Annotated in this window: 17 protein-coding genes; 11 read left to right on the forward strand and 6 right to left on the reverse strand. The window is 66.7% G+C overall.

Annotation, left to right across the window (positions count from 1 at the left end):
* Positions 1-66: 66 nt before the first annotated feature.
* The gene (locus ACMGEZ_RS03395; protein WP_436820852.1) at positions 67-492 is read right to left on the reverse strand and encodes a DUF3619 family protein; all 426 of its coding nucleotides are present in this window, start codon (positions 490-492) and stop codon (positions 67-69) included.
* Positions 489-1,055 carry an RNA polymerase sigma factor gene (locus tag ACMGEZ_RS03400; protein WP_436820853.1) on the reverse strand — a complete coding sequence of 189 codons (567 nt, stop codon included), beginning with the start codon at positions 1,053-1,055 and terminating at the stop codon, positions 489-491. The genes ACMGEZ_RS03395 and ACMGEZ_RS03400 overlap by 4 nt, the downstream gene beginning before the upstream one ends.
* Positions 1,056-1,337: 282 nt before the next feature.
* Between ACMGEZ_RS03400 and ACMGEZ_RS03405 the strand changes: the two genes are divergently transcribed.
* The 7 genes from ACMGEZ_RS03405 to ACMGEZ_RS03435 all read left to right on the forward strand — a co-directional run bounded on the left by ACMGEZ_RS03405 (position 1,338) and on the right by ACMGEZ_RS03435 (position 10,452).
* Positions 1,338-3,113, forward strand: a complete 1,776-nt coding sequence (locus ACMGEZ_RS03405) for an acetolactate synthase 3 catalytic subunit (protein ID WP_436820854.1) — start codon at positions 1,338-1,340, stop codon at positions 3,111-3,113.
* Positions 3,114-3,243: 130 nt separating this feature from the next.
* Positions 3,244-3,735 carry an acetolactate synthase small subunit gene (ilvN, locus tag ACMGEZ_RS03410; RefSeq protein ID WP_436820855.1) on the forward strand — a complete coding sequence of 164 codons (492 nt, stop codon included), beginning with the start codon at positions 3,244-3,246 and terminating at the stop codon, positions 3,733-3,735.
* Positions 3,736-3,782: 47 nt separating this feature from the next.
* Positions 3,783-4,799, forward strand: coding sequence for a ketol-acid reductoisomerase (gene ilvC, locus ACMGEZ_RS03415; RefSeq protein WP_162581199.1), 1,017 nt, complete (start codon positions 3,783-3,785; stop codon positions 4,797-4,799).
* A gap of 88 nt (positions 4,800-4,887) precedes the next feature.
* Complete coding sequence (pssA, locus tag ACMGEZ_RS03420; protein ID WP_436820856.1) at positions 4,888-5,712, forward strand: CDP-diacylglycerol--serine O-phosphatidyltransferase; 825 nt, start codon at positions 4,888-4,890, stop codon at positions 5,710-5,712.
* Between the two features lie 182 nt (positions 5,713-5,894).
* A complete protein-coding gene (leuA, locus tag ACMGEZ_RS03425; RefSeq protein ID WP_436820857.1) occupies positions 5,895-7,598 on the forward strand; it encodes a 2-isopropylmalate synthase in 1,704 nt (567 codons plus the stop codon).
* Between the two features lie 18 nt (positions 7,599-7,616).
* Positions 7,617-9,155, forward strand: coding sequence for a 2-isopropylmalate synthase (locus ACMGEZ_RS03430; RefSeq protein ID WP_436820858.1), 1,539 nt, complete (start codon positions 7,617-7,619; stop codon positions 9,153-9,155).
* 115 nt (positions 9,156-9,270) lie between these two features.
* Positions 9,271-10,452 (forward strand): serine hydrolase, encoded by a 1,182-nt coding sequence (locus ACMGEZ_RS03435; RefSeq protein WP_436820859.1) that lies wholly within the window; start codon positions 9,271-9,273, stop codon positions 10,450-10,452.
* A 45-nt stretch (positions 10,453-10,497) separates the two neighbouring features.
* Here ACMGEZ_RS03435 and ACMGEZ_RS03440 read toward each other — a convergent pair whose 3' ends face one another.
* From ACMGEZ_RS03440 to aat, 3 genes are read right to left on the reverse strand one after another with little or no spacing between them, the layout of a single operon-like run.
* Entirely contained in the window at positions 10,498-11,292 is a 795-nt protein-coding gene (locus ACMGEZ_RS03440) for an IclR family transcriptional regulator (RefSeq protein ID WP_436820860.1), read from the reverse strand.
* A gap of 32 nt (positions 11,293-11,324) precedes the next feature.
* The gene (locus ACMGEZ_RS03445) at positions 11,325-12,074 is read right to left on the reverse strand and encodes an arginyltransferase (RefSeq protein ID WP_436820861.1); all 750 of its coding nucleotides are present in this window, start codon (positions 12,072-12,074) and stop codon (positions 11,325-11,327) included.
* The gene (gene aat / locus ACMGEZ_RS03450; protein ID WP_436820862.1) at positions 12,071-12,823 is read right to left on the reverse strand and encodes a leucyl/phenylalanyl-tRNA--protein transferase; all 753 of its coding nucleotides are present in this window, start codon (positions 12,821-12,823) and stop codon (positions 12,071-12,073) included. The genes ACMGEZ_RS03445 and aat overlap by 4 nt, the downstream gene beginning before the upstream one ends.
* Before the next feature lie 116 nt (positions 12,824-12,939).
* Between aat and ACMGEZ_RS03455 the strand changes: the two genes are divergently transcribed.
* Positions 12,940-15,270 (forward strand): xanthine dehydrogenase family protein molybdopterin-binding subunit, encoded by a 2,331-nt coding sequence (locus ACMGEZ_RS03455; RefSeq protein WP_436820863.1) that lies wholly within the window; start codon positions 12,940-12,942, stop codon positions 15,268-15,270.
* Positions 15,271-15,273: 3 nt separating this feature from the next.
* Here ACMGEZ_RS03455 and pobA read toward each other — a convergent pair whose 3' ends face one another.
* On the reverse strand, positions 15,274-16,455 hold the full coding sequence (gene pobA, locus ACMGEZ_RS03460; protein WP_436820864.1) for a 4-hydroxybenzoate 3-monooxygenase: 1,182 nt from the start codon (positions 16,453-16,455) through the stop codon (positions 15,274-15,276).
* Between the two features lie 133 nt (positions 16,456-16,588).
* Here pobA and ACMGEZ_RS03465 point away from each other — a divergent pair, with 133 nt between their 5' ends.
* Genes ACMGEZ_RS03465 through ACMGEZ_RS03475 form a run of 3 tightly spaced genes read left to right on the forward strand, consistent with a single transcriptional unit; the run spans position 16,589 to position 19,378 of the window.
* On the forward strand, positions 16,589-17,359 hold the full coding sequence (locus tag ACMGEZ_RS03465) for an IclR family transcriptional regulator domain-containing protein (protein ID WP_436820865.1): 771 nt from the start codon (positions 16,589-16,591) through the stop codon (positions 17,357-17,359).
* A gap of 49 nt (positions 17,360-17,408) precedes the next feature.
* Positions 17,409-18,068, forward strand: a complete 660-nt coding sequence (locus ACMGEZ_RS03470) for a response regulator (RefSeq protein WP_436820866.1) — start codon at positions 17,409-17,411, stop codon at positions 18,066-18,068.
* Complete coding sequence (locus tag ACMGEZ_RS03475) at positions 18,065-19,378, forward strand: ATP-binding protein (RefSeq protein ID WP_436820867.1); 1,314 nt, start codon at positions 18,065-18,067, stop codon at positions 19,376-19,378. Before ACMGEZ_RS03470 ends, ACMGEZ_RS03475 begins: the two co-directional genes overlap by 4 nt.
* The last annotated feature ends 51 nt before the right edge of the window (positions 19,379-19,429 follow it).

Below are 19,429 nucleotides of genomic sequence, written 5' to 3' on the forward strand. Positions count from 1 at the left end.
GGAGCCGGCGCAACGGGATGGGCGCGAGGGAGCGAGGGCGTTGCGGCATGTGAAGGGACGGAAGACTCAGCGCTGGGCGGCGGCGCCCTCAGACTTCAGGAACTGGGCGAAACCAGGGTCGGTATAGGCCGCAGGCGGCAAGTCGTCGGTCAGCAGGGCGGCATCGACTTCGGCGAGCTCGTTGGTCCGGCTGTCCTCCTGCAGGGAGGTGATGACGACGAGGCCCGCCACGAGCGCGATCAGCGGGATGATGGCGCCGATCCGCGTCCACCAGCCACCGCCGAGCGCCGCGGTGCTGCCGTTCGGCAACATGGCCGGGGCCGCTTGCAGCACGCGCACCACCTTGCGGCGCGCCACGGCCTGCGTGCGCGCGGCGCGCAGGCGCTCGATGATCTCGTGCGGCAGATCCTCGGCGCCGGCCGAAAGCCGCTCGGCCACTCGGCGGCCGAACTGCTCTTCGGTCGCGGCAGAGGTCGAAAGCGTTGTATTCATAGCGAAATTCCCTTGGCCTTGAGTGCCTTGCTCAGGGCGTGGACGGCGCGCGAGCAATGGGTCTTGACGCTGCCTTCGGAGCAGCCCATTGCAGCGGCCGTCTCGGCGACGTCCAGCTCTTCCCAGTAACGCATCAAAAAGGCCTCGCGTTGACGACCCGGCAAAGCGGCGATTTGTTCCTCGATCTGGTGAAAAATCTGAGCGCGGCGGGTGGTGTCCTCGGCACTCTCGCTTTCCCGGGTGTCCGAGTTGACCGTGAAATGCTCGAGCAGGTCGAATTCGCCGTCCTCCGCGATGGTCTCGAAGTCGCTCATGTTCGAGAACAGGGCCCGCCGGGTCTTCTGGCGCCGGAACCAATCCAGCGTGCAGTTCGAGAGGATGCGCTGGAACAGCAGGGGGATTTCGTTGGGCGGCTTGTCCCCGTAGTGCTCGGCCAGCTTCATCATGCTGTCCTGCACGATGTCGAGGGCGGCTTCCTCGTCGCGCACGTGGTAGACCGTGCGCTTGAAAGCGCGCCGTTCGACGCCTTTCAGGAAATCGGAGAGTTCTTGTTCAGTGGCCAAGCGAGTCCGGCACAGTGCGCGCCGTATGGGGGAGGTGTCTCGGGGACAGGGCGTTTTTGACGCCGCGGATTATGCCTGCGCGCCTGTTACAGCCGTGCGTGCGGCTTCCGGCAGTTTTCCGGTGTCATAATCCGCGCTGCAAGTCAAAAGGCAAACGGGTCACGGTCCGGCGGTACGACAAGTCCGCTCATGGCTTTGGCCTCAAGTTTCGACGCGGCTTCACAAGAGCTTGCGAAGGAGCACCCAAGGTTTTTCGTTCCCGAAAAAACGCAAAGGTTGATCATGGAAATGTCAAAGGCGGAACTCGCTTCCGCGGCAGCCGTTACCGGCAGTCAAACGCAAGAACTCATGGGCGCCGAAGTGCTGGTCAAGGCACTCCAGGCAGAAGGCGTCCAGTATGTCTGGGGCTATCCCGGCGGCGCGGTTCTCTACATCTACGACGCGTTCTACAAGCAGGACACCATCCAGCACGTGCTGGTGCGCCACGAGCAGGCGGCGGTGCACGCGGCGGACGGCTATGCGCGCGCCACCGGCGAGGTCGGCGTGGCACTGGTGACCTCGGGGCCGGGCCTGACCAATGCAGTCACTGGTATTGCGACTGCTTACATGGACAGCATCCCGATGGTGATCATCTCGGGCCAGGTCCCGACGGCAGCCATCGGCCTGGATGCGTTCCAGGAATGCGACACGGTCGGCATCACGCGCCCGATCGTCAAGCACAACTTCCTCGTCAAGGATCCCAGGGATCTGGCGATGACGATGAAGAAGGCCTTCCACATCGCTCGCAGCGGGCGGCCAGGCCCGGTGGTCGTGGACGTCCCGAAGGACGTGTCCTTCAAGAAGGTGACCTACACCGGCTATCCCGACAAGGTCGAGATGCGCTCGTACAACCCGGTGCGCAAGGGCCATGGCGGCCAGATCCGCAAGGCGCTGCAGCTGCTGCTCTCGGCCAAGCGTCCCTATATCTATACCGGGGGCGGAGTGCTGCTCGGCAACGCGACCAACGAGTTGCGCGCGTTGGTCGACATGCTGGGCTACCCGGTTACGAACACGCTGATGGGCCTGGGCGCATACCCGGCGTCCGACCGCAAGTTCCTCGGCATGCTGGGCATGCACGGCACCATCGAGGCCAACAACGCGATGCAGAACTGCGATGTGCTGCTGGCCGTCGGCGCGCGCTTCGACGACCGCGTGATCGGCAACCCGAAGCACTTCGCGCAGAACGAGCGCAAGATCATCCACGTCGACATCGACCCCTCGAGCATTTCGAAGCGGGTGAAGGTCGACATCCCGATCGTCGGCGACGTGAAGGAAGTGCTGACCGAGCTGATCTCGATGATCAAGGAAAGCAGCACCAGGCCCGATGCGACCGCACTGGCCGGCTGGTGGGACACCATCGAGGGCTGGCGTGGCAAGGACTGCCTCAAGTACGACCGCGGCAACAAGGATGTGATCAAGCCGCAGCACGTGATCGAGACCCTCTGGAACATGACCAAGGGCACCGATACCTACATCACCTCGGACGTCGGCCAGCACCAGATGTGGGCGGCGCAGTACTACCGCTTCGACGAGCCGCGCCGCTGGATCAACTCCGGCGGGCTGGGCACCATGGGCGTGGGCATTCCCTACGCCATGGGCATCAAGCTGGCGAAGCCGGAGGCGGAGGTGTTCTGCGTCACGGGCGAGGGCTCGGTGCAGATGTGCATCCAGGAGCTGTCGACCTGCCTGCAGTACAACACGCCGATCAAGATCGTGTCCCTGAACAACCGCTACCTGGGCATGGTGCGCCAGTGGCAGGAGATCGAATACTCCGGCCGTTACAGCCACAGCTACATGGATGCGCTGCCCAACTTCGTGAAACTGGCCGAGGCGTACGGCCATGTGGGCATGCTCATCGAACGGCCTCAGGACGTGGAGCCCGCACTGCGCGAGGCCCGCAAGCTGAAGGATCGGACCGTGTTCATGGATTTCCGCACCGATCCTACCGAGAACGTGTTCCCGATGGTCAAGGCGGGCATGGGCATCACCGAGATGCTGTTGGGCTCCGAGGATCTGTAACGGACGACAAGCCTGTCCGCGAGCGGGTCGGCTCCTTTTTTAACTTTACTGCGGATGAATCTATTGTCCGTCGAGCCCGCGCATTACCGTGCACGGGGGAGGGCGGCGAAAAGAGGAATCCCTTCTTGACATGAAACACATCATTGCCGTGCTGCTCGAGAACGAGCCCGGTGCACTCTCCCGCGTCGTGGGCCTCTTTTCCGCCCGCGGCTACAACATCGAATCGCTCACCGTCGCCCCCACCGAGGACGCCAGCCTGTCACGCATGACCATCGTGACGGCCGGGTCGGACGACGTGATCGAGCAGATCACCAAGCATCTCAATCGCCTGATCGAGGTCGTCAAGGTCGTCGACCTGACCGAGGGCGCCTACACCGAGCGCGAGCTCATGATGGTGAAGGTGCGTGCGGTCGGCAAGGAGCGCGAGGAGATGATGCGCATGGCGGAGATCTTCCGCGGCCGCATCATCGACGTGACCGACAAGAGCTACACCATCGAGCTGACCGGCGACCACGGCAAGAACGACGCCTTCCTCGAGGCCATCGACGGCGGCGCCATCCTCGAGACCGTCCGCACCGGCGCCAGCGGCATCGGCCGCGGCGAGCGCATCCTGCGCGTTTGAGAAGCCCCCACTCACACATTTACCGAATTTACGAAGGAGCAAGCACCATGAAGGTCTATTACGACAAGGACGCCGATTTGAGCCTGATCAAGGGCAAGACCGTGGCGATCATCGGCTACGGCAGCCAGGGCCATGCGCACGCGCAGAACCTCAACGACAGCGGCGTGAAGGTCGTCGTCGGCCTGCGCAAGGGAGGCGCTTCCTGGCCCAAGGTCGAGAAGGCGGGCCTCAAGGTCGCCGAAGTGGCGGATGCCGTCAAGTCGGCCGACGTGGTGATGATCCTGCTGCCCGACGAGCAGATCGCCAATGTCTACAAGAACGATGTCGCCCCCAACATCAAGGAAGGCGCATCGCTGGTGTTCGCGCACGGATTCAACGTGCACTACGGCTTCGTGCAGCCGCGCGCCGATCTCGACGTGTGGATGGTGGCGCCCAAGGCCCCCGGCCACACCGTGCGCAGCACGTACACCCAGGGCGGCGGCGTGCCGCACCTGATCGCGGTGCACGCCGACAAGAGCGGCAAGGCACGCGACCTGGCCCTGTCCTATGCGACCGCCAATGGCGGCGGCAAGGCCGGCATCATCGAGACCAACTTCCGCGAAGAGACCGAGACGGACCTCTTCGGCGAGCAGGCCGTGCTGTGCGGCGGCACCGTGGAGCTGATCAAGGCCGGCTTCGAGACGCTGGTGGAAGCCGGCTACGCGCCCGAGATGGCCTACTTCGAGTGCCTGCACGAGCTCAAGCTGATCGTCGATCTGATCTATGAAGGCGGCATCGCCAACATGAACTACTCGATCTCGAACAACGCCGAATACGGCGAGTACGTGACGGGTCCGCGCATCGTGACCGAGGAAACCAAGAAGGTGATGAAGCAGGTCCTGAAGGACATCCAGACCGGCGAGTACGCCAAGAGCTTCGTGCTCGAGAACGCAGGCGGCGCCCCCACGCTGATGAGCCGCCGCCGCCTGAACGCCGAGCACCAGATCGAAGTGGTCGGCGAGAAGCTGCGCGCCATGATGCCCTGGATCAAGAAGAACAAGCTGGTCGACCAGACCCGCAACTGATCGGTTCCTCCGACTCGACAAGGGCCACCCGCGAGGTGGCCCTTTTCTTTGATGCAGCCAGAACAGCTGAACTACACTGCGCCGATCCATGCATGACGACACGCTCCCCGAAGATCTAGCGCCGCGCAAGCGCCGCAAGGGCATCTATATCCTGCCGAACCTGTTCACGCTGGCCGCGCTGTTCGGTGGCTTCTACTCGGTCGTGATGGCGATGAATGGGCGCTTCGACCTTGCGGCACTCGGCGTGTTCGCGGCCATGATCCTCGACAGCCTGGACGGCCGCGTGGCGCGCATGACCAATACGCAGAGCGCGTTCGGGGAACAGATGGACTCGCTGTCGGACATGGTGTCCTTCGGCGCCGCGCCGGCATTGATCGCCTATGAATGGTCGCTCAAGGGCCTGGGGCGCTGGGGCTGGATTGCGGCCTTCGTCTATTGCGCCTGCGCCGCGCTGCGGTTGGCGCGCTTCAACGTCAACACGGGCGTGGTCGACAAGCGCTGGTTCCAGGGCCTGCCTTCCCCGGCGGCCGCGGCGCTGGTGGCGGGCTTCATCTGGCTGATGACCGAATGGGGCAAGCGCGGCGGCGAGGTGCTGTATCTGTCCTGGCAGCAGATCACCTGGATCACCTTCGGCTTCACGCTCTATGCGGGCCTCACGATGGTGACCAACGCACCCTTCTACAGCTTCAAGGACATCCAGGTGAAGAAGAGCGTGCCCTTCGCCGTGATCGTGCTGATCGCGCTCGCCATCGCGGTGATCAACATCCATCCGCCGACGGTGCTGTTCGGCTTGTTCGTGGCCTACGGGTTGAGCGGCTACGTGGTCTACGGCTGGCGCAAGGCCAAGGGGCAGCCCGCGAGCGTGATCAGCACCTCGACGGAGGAGCCCGACGAGCGCGGGCTGCACAAGTGAATTGGCCTGTGCTACATTCGCCACTCTCATGAACAAGATTTCGCTGGCCCTACTACTGATCCCCCACGGGCGGAGACGGTAGAGCGCGCAAGCGAATCCATCACACGGCCCGTTCGCACCAGCAACGGGCCGTTTGTTTTGGGGTTGCTGGTTGTCCATCCAACCACAGCGAGAAATACCAGATGTTGAAGCAACCCGACCGCAAGTACCGCGCCTTCGCACCCATCGGCCTCAAGGACCGCACCTGGCCCGATGCCGTGCTGACCCAGGCCCCGGTCTGGCTGTCGACCGACCTGCGCGACGGCAACCAGGCGCTGGTGGAGCCGATGGACATCGCCCGCAAGATGCGCATGTTCGAGACGCTGGTGGCCATCGGCTTCAAGGAGATCGAGGTCGGCTTTCCCTCGGCCTCTCAGATCGAGTTCGACTTCGTCCGCAAGCTGATCGAGGAAGACCGCATCCCCGACGACGTGACGATCCAGGTATTGACGCAGGCGCGCGATCACCTGATCGAGCGCACCTTCGAGTCGCTCCAGGGCGCGCCGCGCGCGATCGTGCATCTGTACAACGCGGTGGCGCCCGTGATGCGCCGGGTGGTGCTCGGCATGGACGAGGACCAGATCGTCGAGCTCGCCACCTCCCACGCGCGCATGTTCAACGAGTTGGCGGCGAAGCAGCCGGCCACGCAGTGGACCTTCCAGTACTCGCCCGAGATGTTCTCCGGCACTGACCTGGCCTTTTCCAAGCGCGTCGTGGATGCGGTGACCGAGGTGTGGGCGCCGACGCCCCGGCGCAAGTGCATCGTCAACCTGCCATCCACTGTCGAGCACTCCACGCCCAACATCTTTGCCGACATGATCGAGTGGATGCACCGCAACCTGGCGCGGCGCGATTCGATCGTGTTGTGCGTGCATCCGCACAACGACCGCGGCACGGGCACCGCAGCCGGCGAGTTCGCCTTGATGGCGGGTGCCGAGCGCATCGAGGGATGCCTGTTCGGCAATGGCGAGCGCACCGGCAACCTCGACCTGGTGAACGTCGCGCTCAATCTGTACACGCAGGGAGTTTCGCCCGGGCTGGACTTCTCGAACATCGACGAGATCCGTGCAACCGTGGAGCATTGCAACCAGTTGCCGGTGCATCCACGGCACCCCTATGCGGGTGACCTGGTCTACACCTCTTTCTCCGGCTCGCACCAGGATGCGATCAAGAAGGCCTTCGCGGCCCGCAAGGACGGCGATATTTGGGAGATGCCGTACCTCCCGATCGATCCCAAAGATGTGGGCCGCAGCTATGAGGCGGTGATCCGCGTCAACAGCCAGTCGGGCAAGGGCGGGATCGCGTATCTGCTCGAAAGCGAGTACGGCCTCGAGCTGCCGCGACGCCTGCAGATGGAGTTCAGCCAGGTGGTTCAGCGCGTGATGGATGTCGCCGGCAAGGAGCTCACGGCGGCGGACCTCTGGCAGCTGTTCGAGCGCGAGTACCGCATCGTCGAGGGGGCGGGACCGCAGCATCGCGTGCTCGAGGAGCGCGGCGAGGGCGCCGAAGCGTCGGTGGTGCTGCGCGCCGACCTGCCGTGGGCCGGCGAGATTCGCCGCATCGAAGGCCAGGGCAACGGGCCGATCGACGCCTTCATCCACGCGCTGGCCGAGGCCACCGGGCATTCGATCCGGGTGATCGACTACCACCAGCATGCGATCGGCGCCGGCGCCGATGCGCAAGCCGTCGCCTATCTCGAACTTCGCGTCGACGAGACCCGCACGCTGTTCGGTGTCGGCAAGGACGCAGACATCGTCTCCGCCTCGCTCAAGGCCATCGTTTCGGGCCTCGAGCGGGCGCGGGCGCAGGGCGCCCGCAGCGCACAATCGGCGGTTGAAGCCGCCTGAAAACCAAGGAGATCCGCGATGGCCGACAAACTCATCATTTTCGACACCACCCTGCGCGATGGCGAGCAGTCGCCGGGTGCCTCGATGACCAAGGACGAGAAGCTGCGCATCGCGCGCCAGCTCGAGCGCCTGCGGGTGGACGTCATCGAGGCGGGCTTTCCGGCGAGCTCGAACGGTGATTTCGAAGCCGTCGCGGCGATCGCCGGTGCGATCAAGGAATCGACCGTCTGCGGCCTCTCACGGGCCAACGACCGCGACATCTCCCGCGCCGCCGAGGCCTTGAAGGGAGCGGCCAGCGGCCGCATCCACACCTTCATCGCGACGTCGCCGCTGCACATGGAAAAGAAGTTGCGCATGACGCCCGACGAGGTGTTCGAGCAGGCCAGGCTTTCAGTCCGCTTTGCCCGCAACCTGGTCGGCGATGTCGAGTTCAGCCCGGAGGACGGCTACCGCAGCGACGTCGACTTCCTGTGCCGGGTGCTCGAAGCGGTGATCAAGGAGGGCGCGACCACCATCAACGTGCCCGACACCGTCGGCTACGCCATCCCCGAGCTCTACGGCAACTTCATCAGGACGCTGCGCGAGCGCATCCCGAACAGCGACAAGGCCGTCTGGTCCGTGCATTGCCACAACGACCTGGGGATGGCCGTGGCCAACTCGCTGGCCGGCGTGAAGATCGGCGGCGCGCGGCAGGTGGAATGCACCATCAACGGCCTGGGCGAGCGCGCCGGCAACTGCTCGCTCGAGGAAATCGTCATGGCGGTGAAGACACGAAAGGACTACTTCGGGTTGGAGCTCGGCATCGACACCCGGCACATCGTGGCGGCGAGCCGCATGGTCAGCCAGACCACGGGCTTCGTCGTGCAACCCAACAAGGCTGTGGTGGGCGCCAATGCCTTCGCTCATGCGTCGGGCATCCACCAGGACGGCGTGCTCAAGGCGCGCGATACCTACGAGATCATGCGCGCGGAAGACGTGGGCTGGACCGCCAACAAGATCGTGCTGGGCAAACTCAGCGGCCGCAATGCCTTCAAGCAGCGCCTGCAGGAACTGGGCGTCGTGATGGAGAGCGAGGTCGACATCAATGCTGCCTTCGCCCGCTTCAAGGAACTCGCTGACAGAAAAAGCGAAATATTTGACGAAGACATCCTCGCACTTGTAAGCGATGAGGAGCATTCACACGTTGCGGAGCAGTTTGGTTTTGTATCCTTGTCGCAGCACAGCGAAACCGGCGAGCGCCCCCAGGCGCGCATCGTGTTCACGGTGCTTGGCAAGGAAGTCACGAGCGAATCGGATGGCAATGGTCCTGTCGATGCGTCACTGAAAGCCATCGAGGCCCACGTGAAGAGCGGGGCGGAGATGGTGCTCTATTCGGTGAATGCCATCAGCGGGTCGACCGAGAGCCAGGGCGAGGTTACGGTCCGTCTGCAGAACGCGGGCCGAGTCGTCAATGGTGTCGGTGCCGATCCGGACATCGTTGTGGCTTCAGCCAAGGCTTATTTGAGTGCTCTCAACAAGTTGCAGAGCCAAGCTGAGAGAGTGGCCGCACAAGGTTAGTTGTTTGGGGAATCCTTTGTTCCGAATGAAGAAAGGAATGCAAGTAACTGATATTGCGTGTCTTTTTTGATTTCGATACACTGCGATACCTGTTAATCGCCGCTGGAGTTTTTTGATGCCCGAAGCCCGTTCCTACCGAGTTTCCAGCCAGCGGCTTCTTCCCGCTCTTCGCCTCATCGCCGTCGTGCTCTGCGCCACGGCGTTTTTGTTGCCTACGGCCGAAGCCGCCAAGAAGGCACCCGCGAGCAAGAAGGCGCAGGTCGCCGACGAGGGCGGGCGTAGCGCGGCCTCCAAGCGCAAGGTGGCATCCAACAAGCGCAGCGGCAAGAGCGAGCAGGCGGACCGGGTGGTGAGCGGCGGGCGCAACGTGGTGGCTTCGATTCGCAAGCGCGGCGGCAAGACGGTGGTCGCGGTTCAGCGGCGCTCGCTCGTGCGTGTGCCCGAGGTCGCGGCGCGGCAGTCCTTCGGCCAGCTTGCCGGACTGCACAGCACCGAGGATGCGTTGGACCTGAAGTCCAGCGTGGCGCTGGTGATCGACCAGGACACACGCGAGGTGCTCTTCAGCAAGAACGACAACGTCGTGCTGCCGATCGCATCGCTCACCAAGCTCATGACCGGGCTGCTCATCAGCGAAGCCCATCTGCCTTCCGACGAGCTCATCACCATTACCCAGGACGACGTCGACACCGAGAAGGGGAGCCGCTCCAGGCTGACCGTCGGCACCACGCTGCCGCGCGGCGAGCTACTTCACCTGGCCCTGATGTCCAGCGAGAACCGTGCGGCGCACGCCCTCGGCCGCACCTATCCGGGCGGGCTCGCGACCTTCGTCAGCGTGATGAACGCCAAGGCCAAGATGCTCGGCATGAAGGACACTCGCTACGTCGAACCCACCGGTCTCTCGAGCCGCAACCAGTCGAGCGCGCAGGACCTGGCGCTGCTCGTCAATGCCGCCTACGCCGACGCCACGGTGCGCCAGCTCTCGACCTCCCCCGAGTACCAGGTCGAGGTCGGCAACCGCGTGCTCCAGTACAACACCACCAACCGCCTGGTCAAGAGCCCCGACTGGGACATCGGCCTCCAGAAAACCGGCTACATCTCCGAGGCCGGCCAGTGCCTGGTGATGCAGGCGCGGATCGCCGGCCGCAAGCTGATCATGGTGTTTCTCGATTCCGCCGGCAAGCTCGGTCGCATCGGCGATGCCGAGCGCGTGCGCCGTTGGGTCGAAGCCAATCACCACCTGATCAGCCCAGCGGCTTCCACGCCGCAGCCCTCCCTCACTGCCCACGTCGCGGGCTGATCCCCTTTTGTCCACGGCAGGCCGGAGCGCCGGCCCGCCGCCGTCTCAGCCGGCCGGCGGCGTAGCGGCGTTGTAGCCCAGCGCGTTGGAGATCTCGTTGGCGGTCGCCTGCAGCTTGGGCAGCCAACCGTCATCGAGCCGGTCGGCGGGGGCCGAGATCGACAAACCCGCCACCAGTTTTCCCTGATCGTCGTAGATGCCGGCAGCCATGCAGCGCACGCCGAGCTCCAGCTCTTCGTTGTCCCGGGCGATGCCGTACTGGCGCGCCTTGGAAAGCTCCCGTTCCAGGGCAGGCAGCTGGGTGATGCTGTTGCGCGTATGGCCTGCAAGGCCCGTGCGCGTGGCGTAGCTGCGCACGCGCTGCGGCTCGTCCACGGCGAGGAAGAGTTTGCCGGTGGAGGTCAGGTGCAGCGGTGCCCGCCCGCCGATCGCCCGGACCACCTGCATGCCGGAGCGCTCGCTGTAGGCGCGTTCGATGTAGACGATCTCATCCCCCTGCCGCATGCTGAGGTTGACCGGCTGCTGCGTCAGCTTGTGCAGTTCACGCATCGGCACCATTGCGGCGTCGCGCACGTTCAGCCGTCCCTTCACCAGATTGCCGAGCTCCAGCAGGCGCATGCCCAGCCGGTAGCTGCCGGCTTCCGGCCGGTCGACGAAACGGCCCACGGCCAGGTCGTTCAGGATGCGGTGGGCGGTCGACGGATGCAGGCCCGTCTTCTCGCTGATCTCCTTCAGCGAAATGGCCTCCTCACGGGAGGCGAGCACGTCGATCAGCGAGAACATGCGCTCGATCACCTGGATGACGGGCGCGGCCGGAATGTCTGATTGGGGTTTTCTCATGGGCAACGCGGTTGGGGGAACCGGTTGCGATTTTACTTGGTGAAATCAACCGGCGCTTGCCAGCGGCCGCCGATCAGAACCTCATGCGGCGCGAAGCGCGCCTTGTAGTTCATCTTGGTGCTGCCCTTGATCCAATAGCCGAGATAGACGTGGTCCAGGCCCAGCTTGCGCGCCTGCTCGATCTGCCACAGCACGCTGTAGTTGCCGTAGCCCGCGCCCGGCTCGGGCTCGTAGAAGGTATAGACCGCCGACAGCCCGTCGTTCAGCACGTCCAGGATGGACACCATCTTCAGGGCGCCCGGGCTGCCGTCCGGGCGCGTGTCGCGGAACTCCACCAGCCTGGAGTTGACCCGGCTCTGCAGCAGGAACTGGGTGTACTGGTCGATGCTGTCGTGATCCATGCCGCCGCCGGCATGGCGGCCGTTCTGGTAGCGCAGGTAGAGCTGGTAGTGCTCGGGCACGAAGCAGAGCTTCAGCACGCGCGCCTGCAGGTTGGCATGGCGCGCCTGCGCGCGGCGCTGGCTGCGGTTGGGCTTGAAGGCGCCGGCCAGCACGCGCAGCGGTACGCAGGCATTGCAACCGTCGCAGTGGGGCCGGTAGGTGAACATTCCGCTGCGGCGGAAGCCGCTCAGCACCAGGTCCGAGTAGGCGTCGTTGTGGATCAGGTGGCTGGGCGTGGCAACCTGCGAGCGGGCCTGCCGGTCCGGCAGGTAGCTGCACGGATAGGGCGCCGTCGCGTAGAACTGCAGCGTGTGGAGCGGAAGATCCTTGAGGTGCGTCACGTCGTTGGGGAAGTTCGCGCAGGCAGGAGTTCGGACCAGTATACGGGCTCGAAACGCCACTGCGGCCCCGCCAGATGACGTGCCCTCGCCACGTGTGAGAGAAAGCGCGCGCGCGGCATTTCACGGGCGCCCAGGCTGGCCAGGTGGCTGGTGTTCTGCTGGCAGTCGATCATCGCGATCCCGTGCCGGCGGCAGAACGCGACCAGTGCGGCGAGCGCGATCTTGGAGGCGTCGGCCCGGCGCGCGAACATCGATTCGCCGAACACGGCGCGCCCGATCCCGACGCAGTACAGCCCACCGGCGAGTTCGCCGCCGATCCAGGTCTCGACGCTGTGCGCATACCCGGCCTGGTGCAGCGCCGTGTAGGCGCGCAGCATCTCGGGCAGGATCCAGGTGCCCGTCTGGCCGGCGCGCGGGGCTTGGGCGCAGGCCCGGATCACCGTCTCGAAGCCGTGGTCGATCCGGATCTCGCAATCGGGGGCGGCCCGGAAGCGCTCCAGCGTCTTGCGCAGCGAGCGGTGCAGCCTGAAGTGCTCCACGTCCAGCACCATGCGCGGGTCGGGGCTCCACCAGAGAATCGGCTGGCCTTCGCTGAACCACGGAAAGATGCCGTGAGAGTAGGCCTGCAGCAGGCTGGCGACATCGAGGCCGCCGCCGGCCGCCAGCAAGCCGGGAACGGGGTCGGATTCGCCCCACGCCAAGGCGGCGTCGGGCAGTGGGTCACCGGGGGCGAGCCAGGGCAGTTGCATGGTCGAAGGTATACACGGCTTCGGCAGTGCACGATGTCGTCGGAAGCGCGAAAGCACCGGTGCCCATATAGTCGTCCCCTGATTCGCGGCCCGCGCACAACGGAAAGAGGACCCAGGTGACAACACAAACGAATCCCACGCGCTTCGGCAGCGGCCAGGCCGTACGGCGGCTCGAGGACGAGAGCCTCCTGGCCGGCGCCGGACGCTACACCGACGACGTCACGCTACCGCTTCAGACCCATCTGTTCTTCGTGCGTTCCCCGTACCCGCATGCCCGGTTGAAGGCCATCGATGTCGCCGCGGCGACGGCAATGCCGGGCGTCCTGCGCGTGTTGACGGGTGCCGATCTGCAGCAGGCCGGCGTCAAGCCCATCCCTGCCGCCGTCGGCTTCAAGCGCGCCGACGGTGCCGCTTGCGCATCGCCGCCGCGGCATGTGCTCGCGATCGACACGGTGCGCTTCGTGGGCGAGCCGGTGGCCGCCGTGGTCGCCGAAACGGCCGCCCAGGCGCGCGATGCCGGCGAGGCGGTGATGGTCGACTACGAGGAACTCCCGATGGTGGTGGACACGCAGGCCGCCGCCGCCGAGGGCGCGCCGCTGGTCTGGGGCGAAGCCACCGGCAACATCGCCGCCGAGATGCGCCACGGCAGCGCCGAGGCGGCCAGCGCGGCCTTCGCTCGCGCCGACCACGTGGTGGCGCTGGACGTCGTCAACCAGCGGGTGGTCGCCCTCACGATCGAGCCCCGCTCGGTGCTGGCCGATGCCGACCCGGAGTCCGGCCGCCTCACCCTCCGCATGAGCACCCAGATGCCCTCGGGCGTGCGCAACTCGGTGTGCGACGCCATCGGCCTGCCTGCCGAGCAGGTGCGCGTGGTGGTGGGCGACGTGGGCGGCGGCTTCGGCATGAAGACCGGCGCCTATCCGGAAGACATCGTGGTCGCCTTCGCGGCGCACCAGTTGCGCCGCCCGGTGAAATGGGTGGCCGAACGCAGCGAGGAATTCCTCTCGACCTCGCACGGGCGCGACATCGAGGCGCGGGCCGAGCTCGCGCTCGACGCCAATGGCAGGATCCTCGCGCTGCGCATCCGTACCCTGGCCAACGTGGGCGCCTATGCCACCGCCACCGGCGTCGCGATCCAGTTGCTGATCGGCCCCTGGGTGCAGACCAGCGTCTACGACATCCAGACCATCGACTTCCATTTCCTGGCGGTGCTCACCAACACCGCGCCGACCGGTGCCTACCGCGGCGCCGGCCGCCCCGAGGCGATCTACACCATCGAGCGGCTGATGGACGAGGCCGCGCGCCAGATCGGCATCGACCGCATCGAGCTGCGCCGGCGCAACTTCATCCAGCCGGCGCAGATGCCCTACACCAACCCGATGCAGCAGACCTACGACACCGGCCGCTTCGAATCGGTCATGGACCAGGCGCTGGCCCTGGCCGACTGGCAGGGCTTCGACGCGCGGGCGGCCGAGTCGGAGCGCCGGGGCCGGCTGCGCGGCCTGGGTATCGCGACCTTCCTGGAGTGGACCGGCGGGAACGTGTTCGAGGAGCGGGTGACGGTCTCGGTGCAGGCCGACGGCGTCATCGAGGTGTTCTCGGCCGTCAACGCCATGGGGCAGGGCATTGCGACCAGCCTGGCGCAGCTGGTGGTGGATGCCTTCGGCGTCCCGATCGAAAAGGTGCGCATCGTGCTGGGCGACACCGACCGGGGCGACGGCTTCGGCAGCGCCGGCTCGCGCTCCATCTTCACCGGCGGCTCGGCCGTACGCGTGGGCGCCGAGCGCACCATCGACAGGGCACGCGCCCTCGCGGCGCAGGAGCTCGAGGTGGCGCCGGAAGACGTCCAATACGAGGCCGGTGTTTTCAAAGTGGCCGGCACCGACCTGGCGCTGGACCTGTTCGCGCTTGCCGGGCGCCAGCCCGAGCGGCAGATCTTCGTCGACTCCACCAGCGCCGTCGCCGGCCCGACCTGGCCGAACGGCTGCCACATCTGCGAGGTGGAGATCGATCCGCCGACCGGCGAGATCGGCGTCGTGGCCTATGCCTCGGTCAATGACGTCGGCCGGGTGATCAACCCGCTGATTGTGCGCGGCCAGCTCGAGGGCGGCGCCGTGCAGGGCATCGGCCAGGCGCTGTGCGAGCGCGTGGTCTACGACGCCGAGACCGGCCAGCCGTTGACCGGAAGCCTGATGGACTACGCGGCACCGCGCGCCGACATCGCCGCCGCGATGTTCAAGACCGAGATGGACCAGAGCACGCCCTGCCTGAACAACCCGCTGGGCGTGAAGGGCGTGGGCGAGCTCGGCACCATCGGCGCCACGCCTGCGGTGGTCAATGCGGTGGCCGACGCCTTTGCGCGCAGCGGCATGGCCGGGCTCACGCCGCGCCTCGACATGCCGCTGACGCCCGCGCGCATCTGGCAGCTGATGCAGCCCGGCCCCTGAAGCTCAGAAATCCTCGAGCGGAAGTCCCACGTAGTTTTCCGCCACCGAGGTCGAAGCCGCGCGCGAATGCACCAGGTAGTCGAGCTCGGCTTCCTGGATCTTCTGCCCGAACTCGCCGGTGTCCGGGAAGCGGTGCATGAGCGAGGTGAACCACCACGAGAAGCGCTCGGCCTTCCAGATCCGGCGCAGGCACAGCTCGGAGTAGCGATCGAGCGCCGATTCGCTCTGCTCGCGGTAGAAGACCTCGAGGGCGCGCGACAGGAAGCCGACGTCGGCCGTGGCCAGGTTCAGGCCTTTCGCGCCCGTGGGCGGCACGATGTGGGCCGCATCGCCTGCGAGGAACAGCCGGCCGAAGCGCATCGGCTCGGCGACGAAGCTGCGCAGCGGGGCGATGCTCTTTTCCAGCGAGGGGCCGGTCACCAGCCGCTCGCGAGCCTCGGGATCCAGCCGCAGCCGCAGCTCGTTCCAGAAGGCGTCGTCGCTCCAGTTCTCCACGCGCTCCTCCAGCGGCACCTGCACGTAGTAGCGGCTGCGCGTGGGGCTGCGCATGCTGCACAGCGCGAATCCGCGCTGCGTGTTGGCATAGATCAGCTCGTGCGACACCGGCGGCACGTCGGCCAGCACGCCCAGCCAGCCGAAGGGGTAGACCTTCTCGTAGGTGTGGATGGCGCCCGCCGGCACGCTGGCGCGGCTCACGCCGTGATAGCCGTCGCAGCCGGCGATGAAGTCGCACTCGATTTCGTGGGTGGCGCCGTCCTTCTCGTAGCGCACCATCGGGCGCTCGCCGTCGAAGCCGTGCAGGCTGACCTGCGAGGCGCTGTAGATCGTCATCAGGCCCTCGGCCTCGCGCGCATTCATCAGGTCGTGCGTGACCTCGGTCTGGCCATAGACCGTGACCTGCTTGCCGCCGGTCAGGCCATGCAGGTCGATGCGGTGGCGCGCGCCCTTGAAGAGCAGTTCGATGCCCTCGTGCGGCAGCCCCTCGGCGTTGGCGCGGGCGTCGACGCCGGCACGCGCCAGCAGGTCCATCGTGACCTGCTCCAGCACGCCGGCACGGATGCGGCCGAGCACGTAGGCGCCGGTCTGGCGCTCGACGATCACGTTGTCGATGCCGGCCTTGAAGAGCAGCTGACCGAGCAGCAGGCCGGCCGGGCCGGCGCCGATGATGACGACTTGGGTGCGCATGGAGGTCTCCTGGATGTCAGGGTGAAGCGTAGGACCGGACGGTCGTCCTGGCATCACCCCGGCAACATCTGCTGTGCGATGATGAGCCCGCTTGCGCGATGATCGCGCAACACTTCGACGCCGCCGACCTGCCATGACCATCGCCAAGCCGGACTTCATCGAGGGCATCGCCAAGGGCATGGCCGTGCTCGAGAGCTTCGACACCGAGCGCCAGCGCCTCAATGCCACGCTGGCCGCCGAGCGCGCGGGCCTCACGCGCGCCGCCGCCCGGCGCCACCTGCTCACGCTCGCCCACCTGGGCTATCTCGAGACCGACGGCAGCTACTTCTGGATGGCGCCGAAGGTGCTGCGCTTCTCCGGCAGCTACCTTGCCTCGTCGCGGTTGCCGCGCGCGCTGCAGCCCACGCTGAACCGGCTGGCGGCGCAGACCGGGGAGTCCTTCTCGGCCGTGGTGCTCGACGGCGAGGAGGTGGTCATCGTCGCGCGCAGCGGCGCCTACGGCACGCCCACCCGCGTGCTCGCCTACGGCCTGCACCTGGGCGCGCGCCTGCCTGCGCACGCGACTTCGACCGGCTGCGTGCTGCTGGCGGCAATGAGCCCCGCGCAACTCGCGCAGTGGCTCAAGGGCCGCCTGCTGCCGCGCCTCACGCCGCACACCATCACCACTGCGCGCCTGCTGCGCCAGCGCATCGCCCAGGTCCGCAAGGACGACTACTGCTTCGCCAGCGAGGAGCACGAACTCGGCGTGCAGGCGCTCGCGGTGCCGCTGCGCAACATGCAGGGCCACACCGTGGCGGCGCTCAACGTGGTGTTGTCCGGCGGCCGTCACCAGGAGGAGACGCTGCGCCGCGACCTGCTGCCGCTGCTGTTCGAGGCGGCGCGCGAGGTGCGCTCGCTGCTCTGAACTTCGCCCCCGCTACGATCTCGAACAAGCCTTTGCCGGACCCCTCAACATGCGACTGCTGCTGCTCGAAGACGACGTGATGATCGGCGAGGCCGTGCTGGACCTGCTGCGGGCCGAGCACTACGCGGTCGACTGGGTCAAGGACGGCGAGGCCGCCGACACCGCCTTGCGCACCCAGCAGTACGACCTGGTGCTGCTCGATCTCGGCGTGCCGCGCCGCGACGGGCTCGAGGTGCTGCGCGCGCTGCGTGCGCGCAAGCAGCGCATGCCGGTGTTGATCGCCACCGCCCGCGACTCGGTGCAGCAGCGCATCGAAGGCCTGGATGCCGGCGCCGACGACTACGTGCTCAAGCCCTACGACCTCGACGAGCTGCTGGCGCGCATCCGCGCCTTGCTGCGCCGTGCTTCGGGCCGGGCCGAGCCGGTCTACGAGCACATGGGCGTGAGCATCCACCCGACCACGCGCGAAGTCTCGGTCAACGGCCAGCCTGTGGTCCTGTCGGCGCGCGAGTGGGCGGTGCTCGAGCCGCTGATCGCGCGGCCCGGCATGGTGCTGTCGCGCGCCCAGCTCGAGGAAAAACTCTACGGCTGGAAGGACGAGATCAGCAGCAACGCAGTCGAGGTCTACGTGCACGGGCTGCGCAAGAAGCTGGGCGCGGACCTGATCCGGAACGTGCGGGGGGTGGGGTACATGGTGCCTAAAGAATGAAGTCTTTGCGCGCGCGGCTGCTCCTCTTCCTGCTCGCGGCCATCGTGCTGGCCGCCGGCACCCAGGCCTTCGTCGCCTACCGCACGGTGCTGAAGGAAGCCGACCAGATCTTCGACTACCACATGCAGCAGATGGCCCTGTCCCTGCGCGCCGGCCTGCCGCCCAGCGCGGCCGTCGGCGGACTCAGCGACGGCGAGCAGAACTTCGAGTTCGTGGTGCAGGTGTGGACCGCCGATGGCGTGCTCGTCTTCGAATCGGCCGCGCAGGCCGCGCTGCCGCAGCGTGCGGTGCTGGGCTTCTCGAACGTCAACGCGCGCGGCACCACCTACCGCGTCTACTCGCTGCAGGCCCGCTCCCTGGTGATCCAGGTGGCGCAGGACATGGCAGCGCGCCGCCACATGGCAGGCACGCTGGCGCTGCGCACGGTCGGGCCGATCGCACTCGCGGCGCCGCTGCTCATGCTGGTCGTGTGGTGGGTGGTGAGCCGCTCGCTGGCGCCGGTCGCGCGCGTGCGCGGCCAGGTCGCGGCGCGGCAGGCCGACGACCTCTCGCCCGTGAGCGAGAGCGGCCTGCCCGAGGAGGTGCGCCCGCTGGTGCACGAGCTCAACCTGCTGTTCGACCGCGTGCGCCGGGCCTTCGAGGCGCAGAAGCACTTCGTGGCCGATGCCGCGCACGAGCTGCGCTCGCCGCTCGCCGCGCTGAAGCTGCAGGTGCAGGGCCTGCAGCGCGCACCCGACGAGAGCACGCGCGAGCTGGCCGTCAACCGCCTTGCCGCGGGAATCGACCGGGCAACCCGCCTGGTCGAGCAGATGCTGGCGCTGGCGCGGCAGGAGGCCAGCGCGGCGGCCGGCACGCCGCCCGAGGCGGTAGAGCTGCAGGAGGTCGCGCGGCTCGCGCTCTCCGATGCCATCGCGGTGGCCCAGGCGAGGCGCATCGATATCGGCATTGCCAGCGCGCAAGCGGCCCGGGTGCAGGGCCGGCCCGAGGCCCTGCGCACGCTGCTGCGCAACCTGCTGGACAACGCGGTCAAGTACACGCCCGAAGGCGGGCGCGTCGACATCCGCATCGCGCAGCAGGCGAATGGCGCCGAGCTGGTAGTGGAGGACAGCGGCCCGGGCCTGCCGGCCGAGGAGCGCGAGCGCGTGCTCGATCGCTTCTACCGCGCCGGTGAACCGCAGGCGCCGGGCAGCGGCCTGGGGCTGGCGATCGTGAAGTCGATCGCCGACCAGCATGGCGCCACGCTGGACATCGGGCGCTCCGCGAGCCTTGGCGGCCTGCGGGTGAGGCTGCTTTTTCCTTCCACTGCTTAAGGCGGGCCTAAGCGAACGGACCGACATTTCCTTTCATCGTGTTTCCGCTGA

This window comes from Variovorax stachyos (assembly GCF_051400855.1).
Taxonomy (GTDB): Bacteria; Pseudomonadota; Gammaproteobacteria; order Burkholderiales; family Burkholderiaceae_C; genus Variovorax.